Source organism: Paraglaciecola sp. QJM3NY_14 (assembly GCF_056173245.1).
Genome location: NZ_CM149664.1, coordinates 736841 through 756301 on the forward strand (window position 1 = coordinate 736841; position 19461 = coordinate 756301).

17 protein-coding genes are annotated in these 19461 nt (G+C 45.2%); 3 read left to right on the forward strand and 14 right to left on the reverse strand.

Annotated features, from left to right (window positions below):
• Positions 1-62: 62 nt before the first annotated feature.
• The 9 genes from AC0VYA_RS03215 to AC0VYA_RS03255 form a co-directional block, all read right to left on the reverse strand.
• Positions 63-2093 carry a putative bifunctional diguanylate cyclase/phosphodiesterase gene (locus tag AC0VYA_RS03215; RefSeq protein ID WP_475490012.1) on the reverse strand — a complete coding sequence of 677 codons (2031 nt, stop codon included), beginning with the start codon at positions 2091-2093 and terminating at the stop codon, positions 63-65.
• 133 nt (positions 2094-2226) lie between these two features.
• Positions 2227-2868, reverse strand: coding sequence for a GntR family transcriptional regulator (locus tag AC0VYA_RS03220; protein WP_011573520.1), 642 nt, complete (start codon positions 2866-2868; stop codon positions 2227-2229).
• A gap of 9 nt (positions 2869-2877) precedes the next feature.
• The gene (locus tag AC0VYA_RS03225; protein ID WP_475490013.1) at positions 2878-4074 is read right to left on the reverse strand and encodes a benzoate/H(+) symporter BenE family transporter; all 1197 of its coding nucleotides are present in this window, start codon (positions 4072-4074) and stop codon (positions 2878-2880) included.
• Positions 4075-4179: 105 nt separating this feature from the next.
• The gene (locus tag AC0VYA_RS03230; protein ID WP_473478099.1) at positions 4180-5034 is read right to left on the reverse strand and encodes a bile acid:sodium symporter; all 855 of its coding nucleotides are present in this window, start codon (positions 5032-5034) and stop codon (positions 4180-4182) included.
• 124 nt (positions 5035-5158) lie between these two features.
• Positions 5159-5902 carry a hypothetical protein gene (locus tag AC0VYA_RS03235; protein WP_475490014.1) on the reverse strand — a complete coding sequence of 248 codons (744 nt, stop codon included), beginning with the start codon at positions 5900-5902 and terminating at the stop codon, positions 5159-5161.
• A 99-nt stretch (positions 5903-6001) separates the two neighbouring features.
• Positions 6002-6751, reverse strand: a complete 750-nt coding sequence (locus AC0VYA_RS03240) for an SDR family oxidoreductase (protein WP_473478101.1) — start codon at positions 6749-6751, stop codon at positions 6002-6004.
• A gap of 77 nt (positions 6752-6828) precedes the next feature.
• Positions 6829-7533 (reverse strand): histidine phosphatase family protein, encoded by a 705-nt coding sequence (locus AC0VYA_RS03245; RefSeq protein WP_475490015.1) that lies wholly within the window; start codon positions 7531-7533, stop codon positions 6829-6831.
• A complete protein-coding gene (locus AC0VYA_RS03250; protein ID WP_475490016.1) occupies positions 7534-8646 on the reverse strand; it encodes a phosphotransferase family protein in 1113 nt (370 codons plus the stop codon).
• A 1-nt stretch (position 8647) separates the two neighbouring features.
• On the reverse strand, positions 8648-9868 hold the full coding sequence (locus tag AC0VYA_RS03255; RefSeq protein WP_475490017.1) for an acyl-CoA dehydrogenase family protein: 1221 nt from the start codon (positions 9866-9868) through the stop codon (positions 8648-8650).
• A gap of 128 nt (positions 9869-9996) precedes the next feature.
• On the opposite strand from AC0VYA_RS03255, the gene AC0VYA_RS03260 reads away from it, so the two are divergent.
• Positions 9997-10905 carry a LysR family transcriptional regulator gene (locus tag AC0VYA_RS03260; RefSeq protein WP_475490018.1) on the forward strand — a complete coding sequence of 303 codons (909 nt, stop codon included), beginning with the start codon at positions 9997-9999 and terminating at the stop codon, positions 10903-10905.
• Positions 10906-10963: 58 nt separating this feature from the next.
• Here the strand turns inward: AC0VYA_RS03260 and AC0VYA_RS03265 are convergent, their stop codons facing one another.
• Entirely contained in the window at positions 10964-12172 is a 1209-nt protein-coding gene (locus tag AC0VYA_RS03265) for an ammonium transporter (protein WP_475490019.1), read from the reverse strand.
• A 399-nt stretch (positions 12173-12571) separates the two neighbouring features.
• Here AC0VYA_RS03265 and AC0VYA_RS03270 point away from each other — a divergent pair, with 399 nt between their 5' ends.
• Together AC0VYA_RS03270 and AC0VYA_RS03275 are read left to right on the forward strand one after the other, a co-directional pair.
• A complete protein-coding gene (locus AC0VYA_RS03270) occupies positions 12572-15208 on the forward strand; it encodes a S8 family serine peptidase (RefSeq protein ID WP_475490020.1) in 2637 nt (878 codons plus the stop codon).
• 447 nt (positions 15209-15655) lie between these two features.
• On the forward strand, positions 15656-16294 hold the full coding sequence (locus AC0VYA_RS03275) for a hypothetical protein (RefSeq protein WP_475490021.1): 639 nt from the start codon (positions 15656-15658) through the stop codon (positions 16292-16294).
• A 48-nt stretch (positions 16295-16342) separates the two neighbouring features.
• Here the strand turns inward: AC0VYA_RS03275 and AC0VYA_RS03280 are convergent, their stop codons facing one another.
• Genes AC0VYA_RS03280 through AC0VYA_RS03295 form a run of 4 tightly spaced genes read right to left on the reverse strand, consistent with a single transcriptional unit; the run spans position 16343 to position 19385 of the window.
• Entirely contained in the window at positions 16343-17059 is a 717-nt protein-coding gene (locus AC0VYA_RS03280; protein ID WP_475490022.1) for a hypothetical protein, read from the reverse strand.
• Positions 17056-17814, reverse strand: a complete 759-nt coding sequence (locus AC0VYA_RS03285) for a high-affinity iron transporter (RefSeq protein WP_475490023.1) — start codon at positions 17812-17814, stop codon at positions 17056-17058. Before AC0VYA_RS03285 ends, AC0VYA_RS03280 begins: the two co-directional genes overlap by 4 nt.
• Positions 17804-18085, reverse strand: a complete 282-nt coding sequence (locus AC0VYA_RS03290; protein ID WP_475491026.1) for a cupredoxin domain-containing protein — start codon at positions 18083-18085, stop codon at positions 17804-17806. Before AC0VYA_RS03290 ends, AC0VYA_RS03285 begins: the two co-directional genes overlap by 11 nt.
• 58 nt (positions 18086-18143) lie before the next feature.
• A complete protein-coding gene (locus AC0VYA_RS03295) occupies positions 18144-19385 on the reverse strand; it encodes an ATP-binding protein (RefSeq protein ID WP_475490024.1) in 1242 nt (413 codons plus the stop codon).
• Between the last annotated feature and the right edge of the window lie 76 nt (positions 19386-19461).

Below are 19461 nucleotides of genomic sequence, written 5' to 3' on the forward strand. Positions count from 1 at the left end.
ATTTTCAAGGTATGTTAGCGGATATCGCTATCAAAGTAAGCTATTGAAAGGCTATTTTGTCGTTACTCGGTGACGGTTACATCCGTGACTGGGTTTTGCCATTCGATAAGCTGTTCATTAGGCATAGGTCTAGCAAAATAGTAGCCTTGTAAATAATCTACTCCCATGGCTTTCAGTGCTTTGGCCTGCTCTAGTGTTTCGACACCCTCAGCGACTGTTTTACAGTTCAGCTCACTGGCGATAAATAAGGTCGCGCGAATAATGGCTTCGCCGTTGTTCTCCATGTTATCAACAAATGATTTATCAATTTTCACTTGGTTCACAGCCAAGGATTGTAGTTGTGATAATGAAGAATAGCCGGTCCCAAAATCATCAATTGACACCAGTACTTTGCGTTTTTGAATAGCTTCAAGCTGCTGCTTTATCTTCACTTTGTTATCCACAAATACAGATTCTGTGATCTCTAAATGTAATCGTTCTGGGCTGAGTCCGCTGCTACGCAGTGCGTTATCTAAAGCTCGGATAAAACTGTCATCCATGAGTTGAATAACCGATACATTGACTGATACCGCAGCGTTGTGGGCATGCTGCCATTGACTGGCATCCATGCATGCTCTGTTGAGTACCCAAGCCCCGATCTCTTTAATCAATCCTGACTTCTCAGCTAATGGGATAAATTCATCCGGCCCAATAAATCGACCAGCAAAATCCCACCTTAACAGAGCTTCAAATGAACAAAAGGTGCTGTCTTTTGCTGACATGATAGGTTGGTAGCACAAATACAGTTGGCGTCGCTCTGTGGCCTGTTGCAGGCCTTCTAGGATAACCTGTGTGTCGAGCACTTTTTGCTGAAGTTCATTGCTAAACAATGCGGGCGTGCGATTTGTACTGGCCTTTTGCTCACACATCACTAAATCTGCGAATTGGATAAGTTCAGCAGCCTCAGTGCTGTGCTCGGGGCACATGGCAATACCCACAGTTGCTCCTAAATGCACGCTGTTATTGTTAACCGTAATCACCTGCGAAATACTGGTAATGATCGCGCTGGCGATGGCTTGTGCGGTTTGCGCATCACTATAAGGTAGTGCGACTAAAAACTCGTCGCCGTTCCAACGTCCGAGCTTATTTTGATCGGCAAATGCGCCTATCCGTTTTGTGACTTCCTGCAACACACTGTCACCCATTTGGTGACCCATGGTGTCGTTAATTTTTTTGAACCCATCAAGGTCAATAAACAACAAAGCCAACTCACTATTACTCTGCGATGCCCTAGCGGTTAATTTACTCAAAGTTTGGGTAAAGGATTTGCGGTTCATCAATTGCGTAAGTGGGTCGAGATAAGACAACTGGGCGATTTTCTCGGTGCGCTTACTGACTTGCTCCTCTAGGGTACTATTTACAGCGTTAAGTTTATCGTAGGCTTCGCTGAGCTCACGGTTCACTTTGTCCAGTTGGTATTTTTCTTGGCGAAGTTGCTCACTCATCGCCATATTCATGTTTTTAATATTGATGGAATCAAGGGTAAATTTTACAGCTTTAGTGTAGGAAAAAACTAAGCCGATGCTGAACGTTAATCCTAATGCGCCAAGAATGACGCGATAGTCTTGGTCTGAGATAACCCCAAGAATAGAAATAGGCACTAACAGTATCAGTGCATAGGAAATAGAAATACGTGCATTAGCAGCTAATACGGATTGCCCACCGGCCGCCATGGAAGACAACACAATGATCATGGTCGCAAACTCAAGCAAATTAACCTGATCGAACGTTAAGATTGGTAAGCAGGCCCACACGATTGCGGTGGATATACAGCCAATGCCAAAACGCCGTTGCGCTGTTTCGCCATCAAAATCATTTCGTGGTTTGATTTTGCGTTGCCAGTAAATACCGTCAATTAAGCGGAGCGTTAACACCACTAACATGTATCCCCACCAATCTTGCTTGATTTCGCTCACTTCTGTGCCCAAAAAACCAAATGCAAGTACGCTACTGGCTGCAAAAGTGATGGCGCAGGCCGCCCCCGTATTACTATACAGTAACTTGGCGGCATCCTGACTATTTAGCGCATGTAATTCTGCAGATGTATTGCTCACTCTCATCCTAAGTATGTTGGCTAGTATTGAAGATATAGAGTGCACAGCGTAGATTAACCGGAAGCTGCCATGCACGTGTGCTGCTTTTAGGCTAATAATCTACCGTAATTTTATTGAAATAGTAACAATTACGTCACGGCCTCGTAGATAAGTACTGGACTAATTTTTCACCGGCACTACGAATATGCTCCTTAAGAATTGTATCGGCCATTTCGTACTGTTTTTCACTAATCGCATTTAGTAACGACTCGTGTTCTTGTTGACTATGGGAAAAATGATCCAGCGTGGTTTCTTGAAAGCCAATGTATCTGGCACATAGCAAGTGCATTTGTGCCACCGTATCAAACAGCACAGGGCGACTAGCAGGTAAATACAAACAGCGATGAAACTGCCAGTTTAACTCTCCGTTTAACAATATATCGTCGGGGGAGGTCATTTGTAATTGCTGCAATATATCCCGCGCTTTACCCAGCGTTTCGAAGTTAATATTCATGAGAGCGTGTGCGAATAACATCGGTTCGAGCTGCAAACGCATTAGATACAGGTCCTCTGCGTCGTGGGCGTTAAGCGGTCGCAACATCACACTGGATTTGCCATGTGCCACTAACCAACCTTCATTTTTCAAGCGTTGCAGTGCATCACGTATGGGAATACGACTCACCCCATATTGCTCAGCAAGCTTGACCTGCTTAAGCGCGGTTTTTTCAGGCAACTTGCCGCAAACAATATCCTGCTTCAACTGCTGATATAGATTTTGTGTCTTTACGTTATGCATAAGTACTCATTATTTTTGCTGCTTAGCGTGTGTGTCAGATTTAGTTTTTACGCTAAAGAGCAATGTCAGCATACCCACCACTAGTCCCCAAAATGCAGATGCGATATCGAAAAATGATACGCCCGAAGCGGTCACCAAAAAGGTCAATACGGCCGCGTCGCGATACTTAGGATCGTATACTGAGTTAACGAGGCTTGCGCCTATTGTTCCCAGCAAAGCAAGGCCAGCTAAGGTTGATATTAGCGCAACTGGAAATGCCGCAAATAAACTGACCACCACGGTGGCACCTAATCCTGCAATTATATTAAAGACCCCTGCCGATATACCTGCAATGTAGCGCTTGGCAGGATCGGCATGGGCTTCCTCACTGGTACAAATAGCGGCGGTAATTGCCGCTAGGTTAAAGCTGAAACCACCAAAGGGGGCTAGTACTAAATTAAGCGCCCCGCTGGTGGTGATAATAGGGGATATTGGTTGCTCGGTGTAGCCACTGGCCTTTAAAACGGCCATGCCGGGCAAATTTTGCGAGGTCATAGTGACAATAAACAAGGGCAAGCCCACGCCGATCAAGAGTGATAAGTCGAATGTTGGCGATACCCAAACAGGCCTGGCTGCGGATACATCTATCGCACTCATATCAAACATATCAGCGTATTGGGCATACAACACGCCAGTGACTAAAACCAGCAAAATACTAAAACGAGGGGCCACTCTTTTAGCCATAAAGTAACTGAGTATCATAAGGCCAACGAGCATAGGCTCGAGAGTAAAAGAGCTAAAAATGGCGAGGCCAAATTGCAATAGAATACCCGCTAACATAGCGCTGGCTAACGGCATAGGAATGCGTTTCGTCAGATTGTCGAACCATCCTGAAATACCCGTTACTAAGGTTAAAAGCGCGACAAAAAGAAAGATCCCAATGGCATTTTCGATACTCACTCCTGCAAGGCTCGTCGCCAGTAATGCAGCGCCAGGTGTCGACCACACTATTATGATCGGCCGACGGTAATACCATGATAACCCCAAGCAGCCAACGCCCATACCTACACCTAGCGCCCACACCCAACTCACTATCATGTTGTGAGAGGCGCCAGCGGCTTGGGCGGCCTGAAACACTATGGCCACAGCACTGGCAAATCCCACTAACACGGCAATAAAGCCAGCGCTAATGGCGGAAAAACTCAGATCGCGAAATAAATCTTTCATTTTGTATACTTTAATAAATTTGTATACAAATTTAGCATGAGCGAAATGCAAATGAATAGAAAAATTTCTACCACATCGTAAATAAGCGCAGCGCCTAACGCACCGTTAGCGGTATTTCTTAGCCAACAGAACCAGTAAAAATGCTCCGATATACATAGTCACGCCATATACCCCAGGGGCAACAGCATAATCAGCTCGTTGCAAAAAAGTAATCGCGATAAGGATTGCCATGGCCGAATTTTGCACGCCCACTTCAATACCCAGCGTGATGCTATCTTTAGGTGTAAATTTGAACAATAAACCTAAACCGATGCCCGTCATGATTGCCAGCAGGTTTAAGGTCAGTGCACTTGAAAATACCGCTGCGAAAGAAGAGGTCAGGGTATCTCTTTCTTGAATAACAATGGCAACAATCATGAGGAGCAAAAAGGCACTGGCCAAGTGACGAAAGAACGGCTCGCAACGAAGGGCTTTTTGAGCAAAATAATGACGAATAATAATACCGATGAACACGGGTAATAAGGTAATCAATATTAGCCCTAGAGTGGTAGTAAGAAGAGAGAAAGATTGTTCTTCTTGCTGGCCAAATTGCATAACAGCGAATTGGATAATAAGCGGGGTAGTGAGCACGCATATGAGTGAGCTAATGGCCGTCAGGCTAACCGACAACGCTAGGTTTGCTCTGGCCAGCTGACTAATTATATTTGAACTCGTGCCGCCTGGACAGGCAGCTAGGATCATAATGCCAATGGCTAAATTAGGGGCCAAATCAAACGTGATTGCCAGTGCATAAGCCAGTGCGGGTAACAGCATCATTTGGCCGAACAAGCCAACCACTATCGGCAACGGAGCGCGCCATAACTGCTGAAAGTCATTTCTAGTTAAGCTGAGCCCCATGCCAAACATGATAAACGCCAAAACAAGGGGAGCTATGTATTGTGTTAAGTAGGATTCAGTCATTATTTATGTATTTCGCTATTTTAATTAGACTTTACGTATCAATGCTATTTATGCATCGACGAGAATTAGAGGTCAGTGGCAACGCTTGACCGTAAATGGCTGGGTCTTTGTTATTCAAGGCTCCCTATAGCTGATATTCAATACGAAGCCGTGTCATCAGCGCTTGGTTTGACGCAATAAAGGCATTTAACTGCTCAATAACGTCTCGCCGCTCGATGGTAGACAAATGAAAGGTTACTGGGCCATGGGGCAAGTTTTTGGCAAGTTTTGCCTTGTTCTGTTGCCCAGACTGGGTCAGTAAATAGCGGGCAACATGATATTCAATATCCGCGCCGTCTACTCGGTCTTTGAGCACTAAATTGAGTGCTGCAATTGGTGTATCAACTTCTAATAAATTTAGGCGCTTTTGAGCTATGACTTCAAGCCAGTGCTCAGGTGTAAACCCATGGGGAACGGCGAGTGAGCTGAATTTTTCGATTGGGTTAAACTCGCGCTTTTCTAGCACGATAGTACCGCTGCTTGCGGCTATTAATGGCTCGCTTAATAGCTTATGAGAGTCAATCTTTTGGTGCAAAGATTGCCAACCGGCGTTATCAGGATAAACGAATGCTATATTTCCATCTGCAAGTTCACGCTGCAAACGTTTAATGGGATAAGCGCGATACTCAAATTGATGGCCGCTGCTTTCAGAGAAGGCTTCTAAAACAGCCCATGCGTAGCCTTTGTCATCCGCTAAGTTAAAATTATAATGTGGATAATAGTCGATATCTTGGCAACCGACTATTAAGGTTTCTTGCTCTGAAGCGTGACTGAAACCAATCCAAAAAAGGCAGAGTAACATCCAAGGGCTTTTGGTGTTTGGCATCATGCGTATCACCCCATTACTACACAACAGCACGCTTTTAGCATAGTAGAAAAAAGCGATAGTACGGGCGAAAACTAACGTTTACTAAATGTGGCACCTGTTCTAACTCATTTTTGCCAATACGCTGAGCGGTGCAATACGAGCAATGTAGCGAAATAGTGCCCAAGGCCACGTTGGCACAAAGCTGCTATCGACTTCTTTTTCAATGGCCTTAACCATGGCTTTACAGCCGGTCTCAGTATCGACGATAAACGGCACCGTTTTCACTTTCTCGTTTATCTCACTTTGAATAAACCCAGGGTGAATTGTCGTGACTTTAATGGGGGTGTTCATAACATCGATGCGAATACCTTCGGTCATGGAGGTAAGCGCGGCTTTAGTCGCCGCGTACACCGTCATCGCTCGGCGCGCACCGCGAACGGCACTGACCGATGAAATGGTAACTAAGTGACCCGCATTTTGTTCACGGAAAATCTCCATGCTGACTTCGCACTGTGCCAGTGCGGAAACAAAGTTAGTTACCGCGGTTTGTTTATTGGCATGAAAATACCCCGTACCTACCGAGGCACCTTTGCCCATGCCAGCGTTAACTATTACTCTGTCTAAGGAGCCCATATCTGCGGCAAACCCTTTAATGACTTCAAACACTTGTGCATGATCGTCCACGTCTAAAGGGCGAATGAAGACATTGATATCAGGGTTAATCGCCAGTAATTCGGCTTTTAGTTCGTCTAGACGTTCTACGCGGCGGGCACACAGACCTAAGTTTCGGCCCATTTTAGCAAATTCGATGGCCATGCCTTTTCCTAGGCCAGAACTAGCACCGGTAATAACGATATTCTTTCTTGTCATGTTGAATCTATCTCTTCTTAGTTTTTGTTAGCTGTTATTGGTTATCGCTAGTAATTGTTAGTAATCGCTATTAATCGTTATTTGTACGTGATGAGATGGCGGTTGTGGCCCTCAAACGCGGAATGATCATTTAAACTTGATAATACCAGCCCATGCTTGCTGGCAATGATTTTAGTGACCCCCGCATTGACCAATGTCCAGTTCAAGTCCATCAAATTATTTGCAGGCACCTTGAGGAGCATTTGGCTTAAAAGTGCAATGGGGCCGCCTGAGCTGAATACGGCAATGTGTTTCGAATCTTGGGCTTGTGCAACTGTACTTTGCAAGGCTTGCTGAATACGTTTCTGATAAGCGGGCCATGACTCAGTGTATTGCTCGGCAAAATCATTACTTATCCATCTGGAAAACGCGCTATTAACGAGGCTTTGCAATGCGTGGTTAGGCTTTTCCTGTTGAGACAGATAGCGCTTTACACCATTTGGCGTAGCAAAGTCTGGATCCAGTTGCGCCAAGATATCTTGGTGATCATATTCGTTCCAGCCTGAATTAACTGTCATATTCGCGACAATTGGCGCCGGCGCGTGCATGGCGTGCAAACAGGCTTCAGCCGTTTGTTGATGGCGCAACATGTCGCCACGAAAGACGTTATCGAAAGAGATACCTTTTCGGGCTAAATCTGCCCCCAAATGAGTCGCTTGTTGATGACCAACGTCAGATAAACAATCGTAGTCATCTTTGCCAAATGAGGCTTGCCCATGACGGATCAAATAAATACTGGCCATCTAACGTTTTCCCTTTATCGCTTTGCGGCATTGCCACATCAAATAATGTACAAAAATCCATATGTTTTTAAAGGCTGGATTATTGGTTTGTTTGTGATGGTAACGATAATAAATTTGCTGGGCGATGGCGGCCAATCTAAACAATCCGTATACCTCATAAAATGCGAAGTTATCAGCCTTCAAACCGGTTTTATCTAAATAGTACTCGATGACTTCTTGGCGAGAATACATACCGGGCAGGTGAGTAGGTTGACGGCGGGTTGATTTGGCGAGTTTGTCATCATCTGCTTGTACCCAATAGGCTAAACTGTTGCCCAAATCCATCAGAGGGTCACCCAGGGTGGCGAGTTCCCAATCGAGTACACCAATGATACGTGTGGGCTCTTGTGCATCGAGTACTAAGTTGTCGAAACGAAAGTCATTATGGGTCAGGCATATATGCTCGTTACTAGGGATGTTTGCCTTTAGCCAATCACAGATATAGTTCGCTTTAGGGACGTTCCACGTGCGCGCTTTTTGGTAACGGCCAATCCAGCCATCAATTTGGCGTTGGGTATAACCTTCGCCCTTCGCAATATGGCTTAGCTCTGCCGCCTTATAATCAACCTGATGCAATTCAATTAGGCTGTCTAAGGCATTTTCGCATAACTTTCGCGTGTTACTGGCGGATAGGTGTAAATCTTTAGGCATATTTTTGCGCGGAATGATGCCGTTAAGCTTTTCCATTACATAAAATTCAGCTCCTATGATGGATTCATCTGCACAGTGGGCGAGCATTTCTGGCACATATTGGTACACCGGTTTTAAGGCGGCTTGCAGTTTGTGTTCGCGGCCCATATCGTGAGCACCTTTAGCTTTGGTGCCGGCAGGACCACGGCGCAAGATAACTTCTGTGTCCACGCCTGCTGGATTGCTATAGGCCAAGCAGTATGTCCAGTTCGATGCACCACCTGCATACTGAGTCACCTTTGGCACGCCATTTAGCCCTACAATTTGCTTGGCTATCCAAGGGGAGAGGGACTCAAGATTGAGCTCCTCGCCTTGGCGCACTGTGCCTGCTTGATCATTTTGAGGCTGGGCATTAGCGACGTTGTTGCTTGTTATATCGCTCATACTAGGTGTATTTCTTCAGTTCTAAGCGAGTTACCATGCCCATATGCACTTCATCAGGACCATCGGCTAAACGCAGTGCTCGGGCGCCTGCAGCAAAACGTGCCAGTGGGAAATCACTGCTCATGCCTGCACCGCCGTGCAGTTGTACTGACATATCAACCACGTCCTGCAACATTTTAGGCACAGCCACTTTAATTGCAGAAATCTCAGTCATGGCATTTTTAACGCCGACTTCGTCGATTTTCCATGCGGCATGCAGTGTCATTAAGCGCGCTTGATGAATAGCGATACGGGCTTGAGCGATACGTTCGCCGTTACCACCAAGTTTAAGTAGAGGCTTACCAAATGCACTGCGGCTAATACTGCGTTTCATAGCAAGTTCTAACGCTTTTTCAGCCGCGCCGATGGAACGCATACAATGGTGAATACGGCCCGGTCCTAAGCGGCCCTGTGCGATTGCAAAACCTTGACCTAACCCCACCAGCAAGTTTTCTTTTGGTACGCGTACGTTGGTAAAGTGCATTTCACCGTGACCTGAAGGCGCATCAAAATCACCATAGGCACTGAGCATGCGTTTAATTTCAATGCCTGGGGTATCAAGCGGCACAATCACCATACTGTGTTGGCTGTGCTTGTTATTCTCAGGGTTTGATAACGCCATAAAAATAGTCACTTTGGCATTCGGGTGGCCTAAACCTGTTGACCACCACTTTTTACCGTTTAGTACCAATTCATCGCCATCCACTTCTACTGTGGCTTGCATGTTCGTGGCATCTGAAGAAGCAACATCTGGCTCAGTCATACCAAACACTGAGCGAATTTCACCTGCCAGTAATGGCTTAAGCCATTGGTCTTTTTGCTGCTCGTTGCCAAAATGGTAAAGCACTTCCATATTGCCGGTATCAGGGGCATTACAGTTAAATATTTCAGAGGCGAATAACACGCGGCCCATTTCTTCAGCTAACGGTGCGTATTCTAAGGTAGTCAGGCCTTGGCCTAACTCATCGTCTGGTAAAAAAAGATTCCATAAACCGGCTTGTTGCGCTTTCTTTTTAAGTGGTTCGATAAAAGGATGCATCTGCCACTTCGTCCAGTCGCCGGTGGGGTTTAATTCTTCCGTTTCACGATAAATCTGCTCTTCTACTGGGTAAACATGTTGATCCATAAATGCTTTTACGCGGGCAATATAATCTTGAGTTTTTTCACTATGAGCAAAATCCATGATTTATCCTTACTGTTCGTTAATGGCTTACATTGTATGAAGGGAGCATAACGGTATTTTTAAATTGAATGAAATGAAAAATAGTACAGGTATACTATGAATATTATTCATTATGTATTGGTGCGATTATGGCTGACATTCACGCTCTTAAAAAGCTCGATTTGAACTTGTTAAAAGTTTTTGAAAGTTTGTATGTAGAACAGAATATGACCCGTACCGCAGAAGCTTTGCACATTACACCCTCTGCGGTAAGCCACTCCATTAAGCGTTTACGCGAATGTCTGGGAGACCCGCTATTTCAGCGTAGTAACAATCGTATGCTGCCCACGCCAGCCTGCCAACGAATGGCCCCGCTGATCATTGATAATCTGACCCGGTTACGCCAAATAATGCAGCACTGGGGAGAGTTTCAGCCGTTAACCAGTGAGCACCATTTTAGAATTGGTATGCATTACGCGTTAGAGCCTAGCATCTTGCCAGCACTGACTGAGCGACTCGCTTTGCTGGCACCGAAAGTGACGTTTTCTAGCGTCAGGGTCGATCGCATTACCTTAACGCGGGATCTGGGCGCTGGCCATATCGACTTAGCATTAGACGTTGCTTTGCCGATTAAGTCCCCTGTATTGCACCAAAAACTGATAGACGATGAATTTTGTGTCTTAGTGCGTAAAGACCATCCTTTGGCAGATCGCTTAACCAAGGACGCTTACTTTAATGCCGAACACATAGGGGTATCGAATCGTTCAAGTGGCGCATCAGTCGAAGATTTACTCTTTCAACAACAAGGATTGTCACGCAAAGTCGTGATCCGCTGTCAGAATTATTATTCTGCGAAGGGCATGGTCGCCTGCTCTAATCATTTACTGACGGTACCGCGCAGAATTGCTGAGCATCTTATGCAGGATGATGTGCAACTGGTCAGTTTGCCCGTCAACATAGCTGATATTTCCACGCACCTTTACTGGCATAAAAACACTGAGCAGGATTCTGCTCTCTCATGGCTAAGAGCATTATTTGACGGAATTTTTATAAATTAGGTGGGGTAAATAAGCCGCCGCTATTGCAGCGGCGGGTAGGTTAAATTTAATAAAGTAGTTAGTCGTCGTTGGTTGAGCCAATACGGTGAATGGTTAAATCGGCGCCGTTGTACTCTTCTTCTTCTGTTAAACGCAGCCCTGTGATGGCGTTAATTACGCCGTAAACAATCACCCCGCCTATGAGGGCGACAAGAATCCCCCCTATGATGCCGATCGCTTGAGCCGCTATACTAACGCCGCCTAATCCGCCTAGACTTTCGCTGCCAAAAATCCCAGCTGCGATACCGCCCCATGCACCACACAGACCGTGTAATGGCCAAACACCCAGCACATCATCTAATTTCTTACTTTTTTGAATAAAGGTAAACAAGGTGACAAATAGCCATCCTGCTACTATACCAATGGCCAGTGCACCAATCGGATGCACAATATCCGAGCCCGCGCAGATAGCCACTAGGCCAGCAAGGGGGCCATTGTGAACAAAACCAGGATCATTTTTGCCAAATAACCAAGCGGCAATAATACCACCGGCCATGGCCATAAGAGAGTTCATGGCCACTAAGCCGCTGATGCCATCAAGGGTTTGTGCTGACATGACATTAAAGCCAAACCAACCAATACATAAAATCCATGTTCCGAGGGCTAGAAAAGGAATGTTAGACGGGGCAAAAGCGATAAGCTTTTTGTCTTTAACACGTCCATTACGCAAACCTAAGAAGAATACCGCCACCAGGGCTAACCAACCGCCGATCCCATGCACAACCACTGAGCCTGCAAAGTCATGGAATTGGGCGCCGGTTGTTTGCTCTATCCAATCTTGCACGCCGTAATTGCCGTTCCACACTATGCCTTCAAAGAAGGGATACACTAAGGCAACGATGACCGCAGATGCCAGTAAGAATGGGTTAAACTTGGCACGCTCAGCAATACCGCCTGAAATAATGGCCGGAATGGCAGCGGCAAACGTCATCAAGAAGAAAAACTTAACGAGGTCGTAACCGTTGTTGGTGGTTAGCTCGCTCGCGCTGCTGTAAAAAGTGGTGTCGTAAGCGACCCAATAACCAATGAAAAAATAAGCAACACAAGACACACCAAAATCCGTGATGATCTTAACTAATGCATTGACCTGATTTTTATGACGTACGGTACCCACTTCTAAAAAAGCAAAGCCCGCGTGCATGGCAAAAACCATGATAGCGCCTATGAGTAAAAAGTAAGTATTAGAACTTTGCACCAATAACTCAGTGGCGCTTGTGACATCTTGCATGTGAAATATCTCTGTGTGTCGAATAAATGTTACAGCGAGGTAAATTGCGAGCTCTACCTAGTGTTTGCAACGGCTATTTTTTATGTGTTTGTGGTTGCCAAGCTTAGCCTTTATATCCATTTAGGCCTTGCTGTGGCAGAATCATACCTTGCGTAACCTAAAGTTTGCATTCGCTATATAGAATTAAAGTACATAGCTCATGAAAATTTAACATTGTGTTTAAAACTAAAGGCTAGTTGTTATTCAAAGCGACTATGTATTACTTGGTTACATACGAAATTATGTTTCGAACCGCCTTGAAAGGAGGGTATTCGATAGCCTGAATTTCGATACCTTACTTCCGGAACTTAACAACACTTATAGAGTAAGATAAGTGTTTACTGCTTTGCGAGAGAAATCATGAAAAATGATCTTTTAGACCGATTCACAGGCTACTTTGTGGGTTGTTTGTGTGTGTTTTTTGCTGCAAACAGCGCGGCAATCGAGCTGACAGAAGTTGAGGCCCAGCCTAATGTTCTAAACGCTAAGCAGCATGAATTGCTTGTTACCCAGCTACAAAAAGAGGACACGATTCGGGTAATAGTCGAACTTAATCTAGAGACCAACAACGCAGCATCGGCGCTACAATTAGATTCTGAACAGCCTATCACAGAAAAGTCCACCACAGAAAAGTCCGCTGAGTCGCAAGAGCAGGCGAGTGAGCAATTTGCCTTGCAAGCGATTGCCAGCGCACAAGCGAGCTTGCAAGCGACGCTTAGTCAGTCAGGGGCGGTACTCAAACATAGTTTTACTCACATGCCTTTGGTTGTGTATGACATAGATACCAAAGCCCTGAGCGCTTTAGAGAAATCATCTCAAGTTAAGAGTATTCAAATAGATCAAATTCGTCAGCCTTCGTTGGCACAAAGCACCGCTATAATCGGCACTGAAAACGCTTATGAAATAGGGGCAACTGGAGCGGGGAAGACAGTGGCTGTGCTAGATTCAGGTGTTGAATCTGATCACCCTTTTTTAAGCGCTAAAGTCGTGTCAGAAGCGTGCTTTTCTACTCATCGCAGTTCGGGCTTTTCTGATTCAATTTGCCCAAGCGGTAATAATGACGAAATTGCCCAAGGCGCAGCACAGGCTTGTGATTTCAGTGGTTGTTATCACGGGACTCACGTGGCTGGTATTGTTGCAGGCAGCAGCGAAAACCTGCATGGGGTGGCAAAAGACGCTGACATTATTGCTATTCAGGTGTTCTCGAAAATCTTAGACAACGATTATTGTAGCGGTAGCCCGCCTTGTTTAGGCGCTTATGACTCCGACGTTATTCAAGGACTAGAGCGCGTTTACGCCCTGCGCAATACTTATTCGATCCCTGCCGTGAACGTTAGCCTTGGCGCTGGTGGATATGTATCGCAAAGTGCATGTGACTCAGCCAATCGCAGTTATGCTAGCGCGGTCAGTAAGTTGAATGATGCGGGGATCGCTGTTGTTATCGCCTCAGGTAATAACGGTTACAGCAATAAAATCAGTGCGCCAGGTTGTGTGAGTAATGCTGTTAGCGTCGGTGCCACCACTGACAGTGATGGTATGGCTTGGTTTACCAATAAAGCTGACTTTCTTACTCTACTTGCACCAGGCACCAGTATTCAATCATCTGTTCCAGGGGGCAAATATTCTTCTGCTCAAGGGACCTCGATGGCAGCTCCCCATGTCGCGGGTGCCTTTGCAGCGCTGGCCTCTTTAGAAAATACACCAGATAAAACGCAAATTTTAAGTGCTTTATTGAACACAGCAAAAGCAGTCGACTCCGGTTCACTGACGTTTGGGCGTATCGCTATTGGGGCGGCGGCCGAAAACTTAATGCCAAAGCCTGAAATAGACCAGCAGCTCAGCATTCGAATCAGTGTGGATAACTCAGAAGAGCTATATTTTAATGGTGTGTTGTTAGGTGGGTCCAGCGATTGGAAAACCAGTAAGTTATATAACGTCAATGTGACTCAGGTGGATAACGTTTTAGCGGTCAAAGCAATGGACGTTGATGGCTTGGCCGCATTAATAGCCCAGTTAGATCTTGATGGACAACCATTTTACAGCGATGAAAATTGGAAAGTGTCTACCGAATTTGTTGAAGGATGGCAGCAAACTGATTTCGATGACAGTCAGTGGCAAGCGGCCAGTACCTATGGCTATTACGGTGTATGGCCATGGTATAAAAAAGTAAAGTGGTGGCCAAGCAGCAGCCAAGCACAGTGGCTCTGGTCAGATGCGCGTTATGACGACAACACTGTGTACTTTCGCTATCACATCGCGGCAAGCGAAGAACCCGCGCCTGAGCCAGTCGTTATCAACACCCAAGCGTTAGTTGAAGGTCAGGTGGGGGAAACCTATTCCGTGACATTAAGCGCCAGCGGTGGCAGCGAATCATTCTTATGGTCTGTGGTTAGTGGGGACTTACCCAGCGGGTTGTCGCTAGACGCGCAAAGTGGTGAGTTAGCAGGTACACCTGATGCGCCAGGCGAGTTTGTATTCACGGTTGAGGTAACTGATACCACCGGAGAACAAGCTCAGCTAGAACTGAGTTTGTCTATTGCTGGAGCGCCTATAACCTCTGAAATGGCGACGATTACTATTTCGGTCGATAATTTCGAGGATACCTATTTTAACGGAGTGTTCTTAGGCTCATCTACCAACTGGATGTACGCTAAAAGTTATACCGTAGAACTTGTTTCTGGTCGCAATGTACTGGCTGTTAAAGCACAAGATGTTGACGGCATTGCAGCGCTTATTGCCAAAATAGAGACTGAGCAAGGGGTTATTGTTAGTGACAGTGATTGGAAAATCTCTACTCAAACGTTTGATGATTGGAATACTCAGGCTTTTGATGACAGCAGTTGGGGCAATGCCAGAGCGTATGGCTCGTATGGGGTGAACCCTTGGCGCTCACGAGTAAGCCGCTTGAATGGCTCCGCTGGTGCCAAGTGGATTTGGTCAGCAGATAATGACCTAGATAATTTGGTGTATTTCAGACTGGTCATTGAGCGCCCGTAAATTAGCGCGCTTATGGGACTGCATTAACGGACTATATTAACAAGCTATTTTAAACAAGCTACATTAGTAAAGCGTATAAAGCCGAACTGAGTGAAAACGAGTTCGGCTTTTTCTTTGTTCAGGTGTAACAGCTCAGGTGTAACAGCTCAGGTTTGACTTGTTCACGCGTTCGAATCTTCACACCTTGCATCGTCGCACTTTCATAGATTTACACATTGCCTTCTTGTCATCGTTCCCATCTTCATTACTTCATCCCTTCAGACTTTTTGGCTTACTCACTGCCTCAGTCAGAAAAATGACACATGCAATTAAACGAGACTATTTTCCCGTCAATGAGAATTTAACTGTATGAATATAAAGGAAATTATAGCGTTGGCATAATCTCTGCTGAGTTGCGGTATCTGGTTCATTGTTAACTGCGCCGCTAGGCTAGCACTAGGTTTTTTTATGATAGGTTCTACCCATATACAACTTGCCCAAAATAGCCAACAACGCGTTGCGCACACCCCTAAGCCAAAAATCGGCTCAGCTCCTATATTGCAGCAATTGCTACCTCAATTATGCATAACAGATGTTCCCGTGCGATACCAAGCCATCACGGGTCTTGATTACTATATGCGTGAAGAGACTGAGCGCCTACTAGAGCGAATCGAAACTCACTGTGAGATGTTGCAAGATACAGGAATGACGCACGCTCCAGTGATAACGAATAAAGGTTCAGTGATAACGAAGAAAGATTCAGTGATAACAAATACCAATACCGAGCATCAGCTTCAGTTCACTCTTAAGTTTGTGGGTAATAAATGTCAACTTGACGGGCAATACCCAAACGATTTGCAGAACAAGCTTAACCAAGATGCATGGCTACTTGATGCATTTAGCTGGCTAATGCCAAACTATTTGGCATTAGTGCACTCATTAGAGTTGGTTAAATTTTCGTATCTTTATCAACGCAATCGTTCAAAAGCGGCGAACGCGTACGCGCACTTTAATGACGAAAACAACGGCTTGCACATAGAAGTGAAAGTCGATGCTGGCAAAGCTCAGTGGCACGTTTTATCTTCGCTGCATACGTTTCATCTGTAAGCGGCTGCAGCTCATAAATGTCTGAGGCTGCTGCTTATATAAGAAATACTAAAATTCAAATTCTAGTGAAGCGCGCAAGGTGTGGTCTTTGCTATCGCCATTCAAACCTGCGATAAAACCTAATTCCCATTTAATCTGCTTTTGCGCTTCGAAACGATGGATCCCCATAAATGAGGGGCCAAGTCCAACAAAATCCTCGGCAGTGTATAACTCAATCGCAGGCTGAATTTCAGGGATAAATCGATAGCGATACTGCAGCCTAAACTCTGAATGAAACGAGTTGTCTACTATATTGCCAAACTTATACACCATCAGGTAGTTACTGGTAACGCTTGAGCGGCCGAACTCCTTTTCTACCAATATACCTGTAGTAAATTCCCAGCTGTCTTCTTGATGTGCTTTTTCTATCTCGAATAAAGCCCCCCAGTCAGCGAAGTACTTACCTTGTTCGGTCAGCATCCATCTGGCTTCTAATTCGTATGCGACCAATCCGAAATCGTCTGTTTCGTCACGATCACCTACAAGGTAGGCTTGCAGCGTAAGGCGGTTGTCAATCGAATGACCGAATGACACACGCTGCACCAACGCGTTGCCCTCATCGTTTTGCCGAGACATGATTCGCCACTCAAATTCTTGCTCTAAGGGCAGCACATAAGGGTGATAAATCTTATCTACTACGTTGTTTGATTGGCGCTCTTGAGCTGCGGCTGTGCTTGAAATCAGCGTAGTGACAACGAAAATGAGTAAAGACAGACGGGAGATCATGTTTGGTTCTCCAAATTTGAAACCTTATGGCGCTTAAAAGTGAGTCGAATCGCCCGGATCGCAAAGGGAAGCAATAACGCAAAACACAAGGTGGATAAGTAGTAGCTGCTCGGCGCCGCCTCGTAACCGATTAGCACTTTCAATAAATGCCCATATTCGCTTTCATCAGAAATAAATGCGCTCATATTCCATAATGGGCCTGGGTCAGTTAACCAATCAATTTGCTGTAATAGCAACACCACGTTGGCCACTTGTCCGGCAATAAATAACGAAAATGTGAATTGCACTAAGTACCGTCTTTTTACACTGCCTAAGATGACGTCTAATAAGATAGCCACACTGATGCAAATACCTAGGCCTAGTGTTGTGCCAAGTACGATAGGTACTAATGCGTCTTTTTGAAGCCAAAACCCCACCACATAAATAGAAAACTCAGCACTTCTTGGCACAACAAATACCGCTACTACGGCACCTGCGAGCCAAAATACGCTGTTGCGATTATTAATGATTAACCAGGCTGACATTAAATAGGCACAGATAAGCGTCAAACTCTTTAGCAATTCATAGCCCGCTCCAAAAGACCATTGACTGATGAGGTGTTGATTCAACACCACTACAGCAGCCAATAAAATACCTGTTGCGAAACCGAGAGATAATTGTTTCCAAGGTGTTCCCACATAAACCCGCAACAAGCTTAATAAAACAAAAATGGGCAAGGCATCTCGTAGAAAAAGGATGACAGTATTAATGAGCATTTGCATACGCCTCTGGCGATATCACTATGACCTTGCCTACCGCGCTTGCAGGATGGAATTCCCCGAAAAATTGGTATTCCCCTTCTTCTAAAGGACCTATGTAAACATTGGCCTTGGCATTACCAAAAACGACTTTTTCACGGTTCAGCTCGAAGCTGTCTATTTCTTCTGGAGTGGGATCTTGATTAATAAACACTAACTTTACCTTTTGACCGGAGGGGACAATCACTTCGGATGGATAAAATAAATGATCCCGAATGGTGATGGTCATCTCAGGCAGGGCAAAAACAAAAGCTGAATGGATGGACAGTATGAGGGTTAAGCAATATCTATACTTTTGCACTGCTTACCTCTTCTCTTCGCGTTTTAGGCAGATGAACTTGCACCGACAAGCCACCTAACTCTGAACGCTGCAAATGCACAAAGCCATGATGCAAATCAACGATCTGTTTTACTATCGCTAAGCCTAACCCAATACCTGGCGCTTTTTGCGTCATATGTTTGCTAGAACGATAAAAGCGCTCCAGCACTTTTGTATATTCATCATCGTTAAGCCCACTGCCGGAATCGTCAACTTGTATCAAAACATCATGTTCATCTTGTTGCACGATGACCTGAATTACCCCTTCAACGGGGGCATACTTATGGGCATTACCAATCAGATTTTGCATCAGTGTCAGCAGGGCAAACTCGCTACTTAATATAATTTGGGTACTACCAATCAACTCAATGGTTTGATGTTTGTTGTCAATGCTGGTGTACATTTCTGAAATAACACTTTGTGCAATGTGATAAGCATCTACCTGTGTGCTGTTCGCTTCAAAATACTCAGGGTTGGTTCGACTTAGTAAGAGTATTTGGTTGATCGCATGGATCATGCGATCCGTATCTTGGTGGAGTTTGTCTATACGTTGAACATAGCTGTCGCTGGTGGCTTCTTTGCGCAAATTATGTAAATTAATTTTCAGCACACTCAAAGGTGTACGCAGCTCGTGAGCAGCATTAGACGCAAACTGCTGCTCTCGCTCAAAGGCTGCTTGCAGTCGGCTTAACAATGAATTGAGTGTATTGACCATGGGTACCAATTCAATTGCTGGCTCTTGCAAAACCAAAGGTGAAAAATTTCGAGGAGAGCGGCGCTGTAGAGCATCAGATAGGCTGCGCAATGGCCTAAGCCCTCTATTTACAGCGAAATAGATAATGATCGCCAGCAACGGGATCGTCATGATAATAGGCGCCATCGCGGAAATGATCATTTTGTCAGCCAGTTCAAAGCGGTTCTGCAACGGCTGAGCTACCATGACCCAGGTGTGCTTATCATCGAATATGTGTGAATAGACACGCCAGCGCTTGCCTGAAAAATTCTTATCGCTAAAGCCTGACTTAAACCTGCCAATGTTATGTTGTGGGGTATTTGTTGACCGTTTAATCAGGTGCTTTTCTTGCCACAATTGCACGGCAATTTGCTCACCTGCATCAAATGTTTCATTGCGCTGTATTGCGAATACACGCGTAAAGCTCTTGGCTAACGCCATTAACTCGGCATCAAATAGCTCAGAGGATTTATGCATGCTCGAACGATATCCTTGCAATGCGGCGCTGAAGCTAATTAATATCAATAAGGCGATGAGTAAGAGCGTGAGTTGG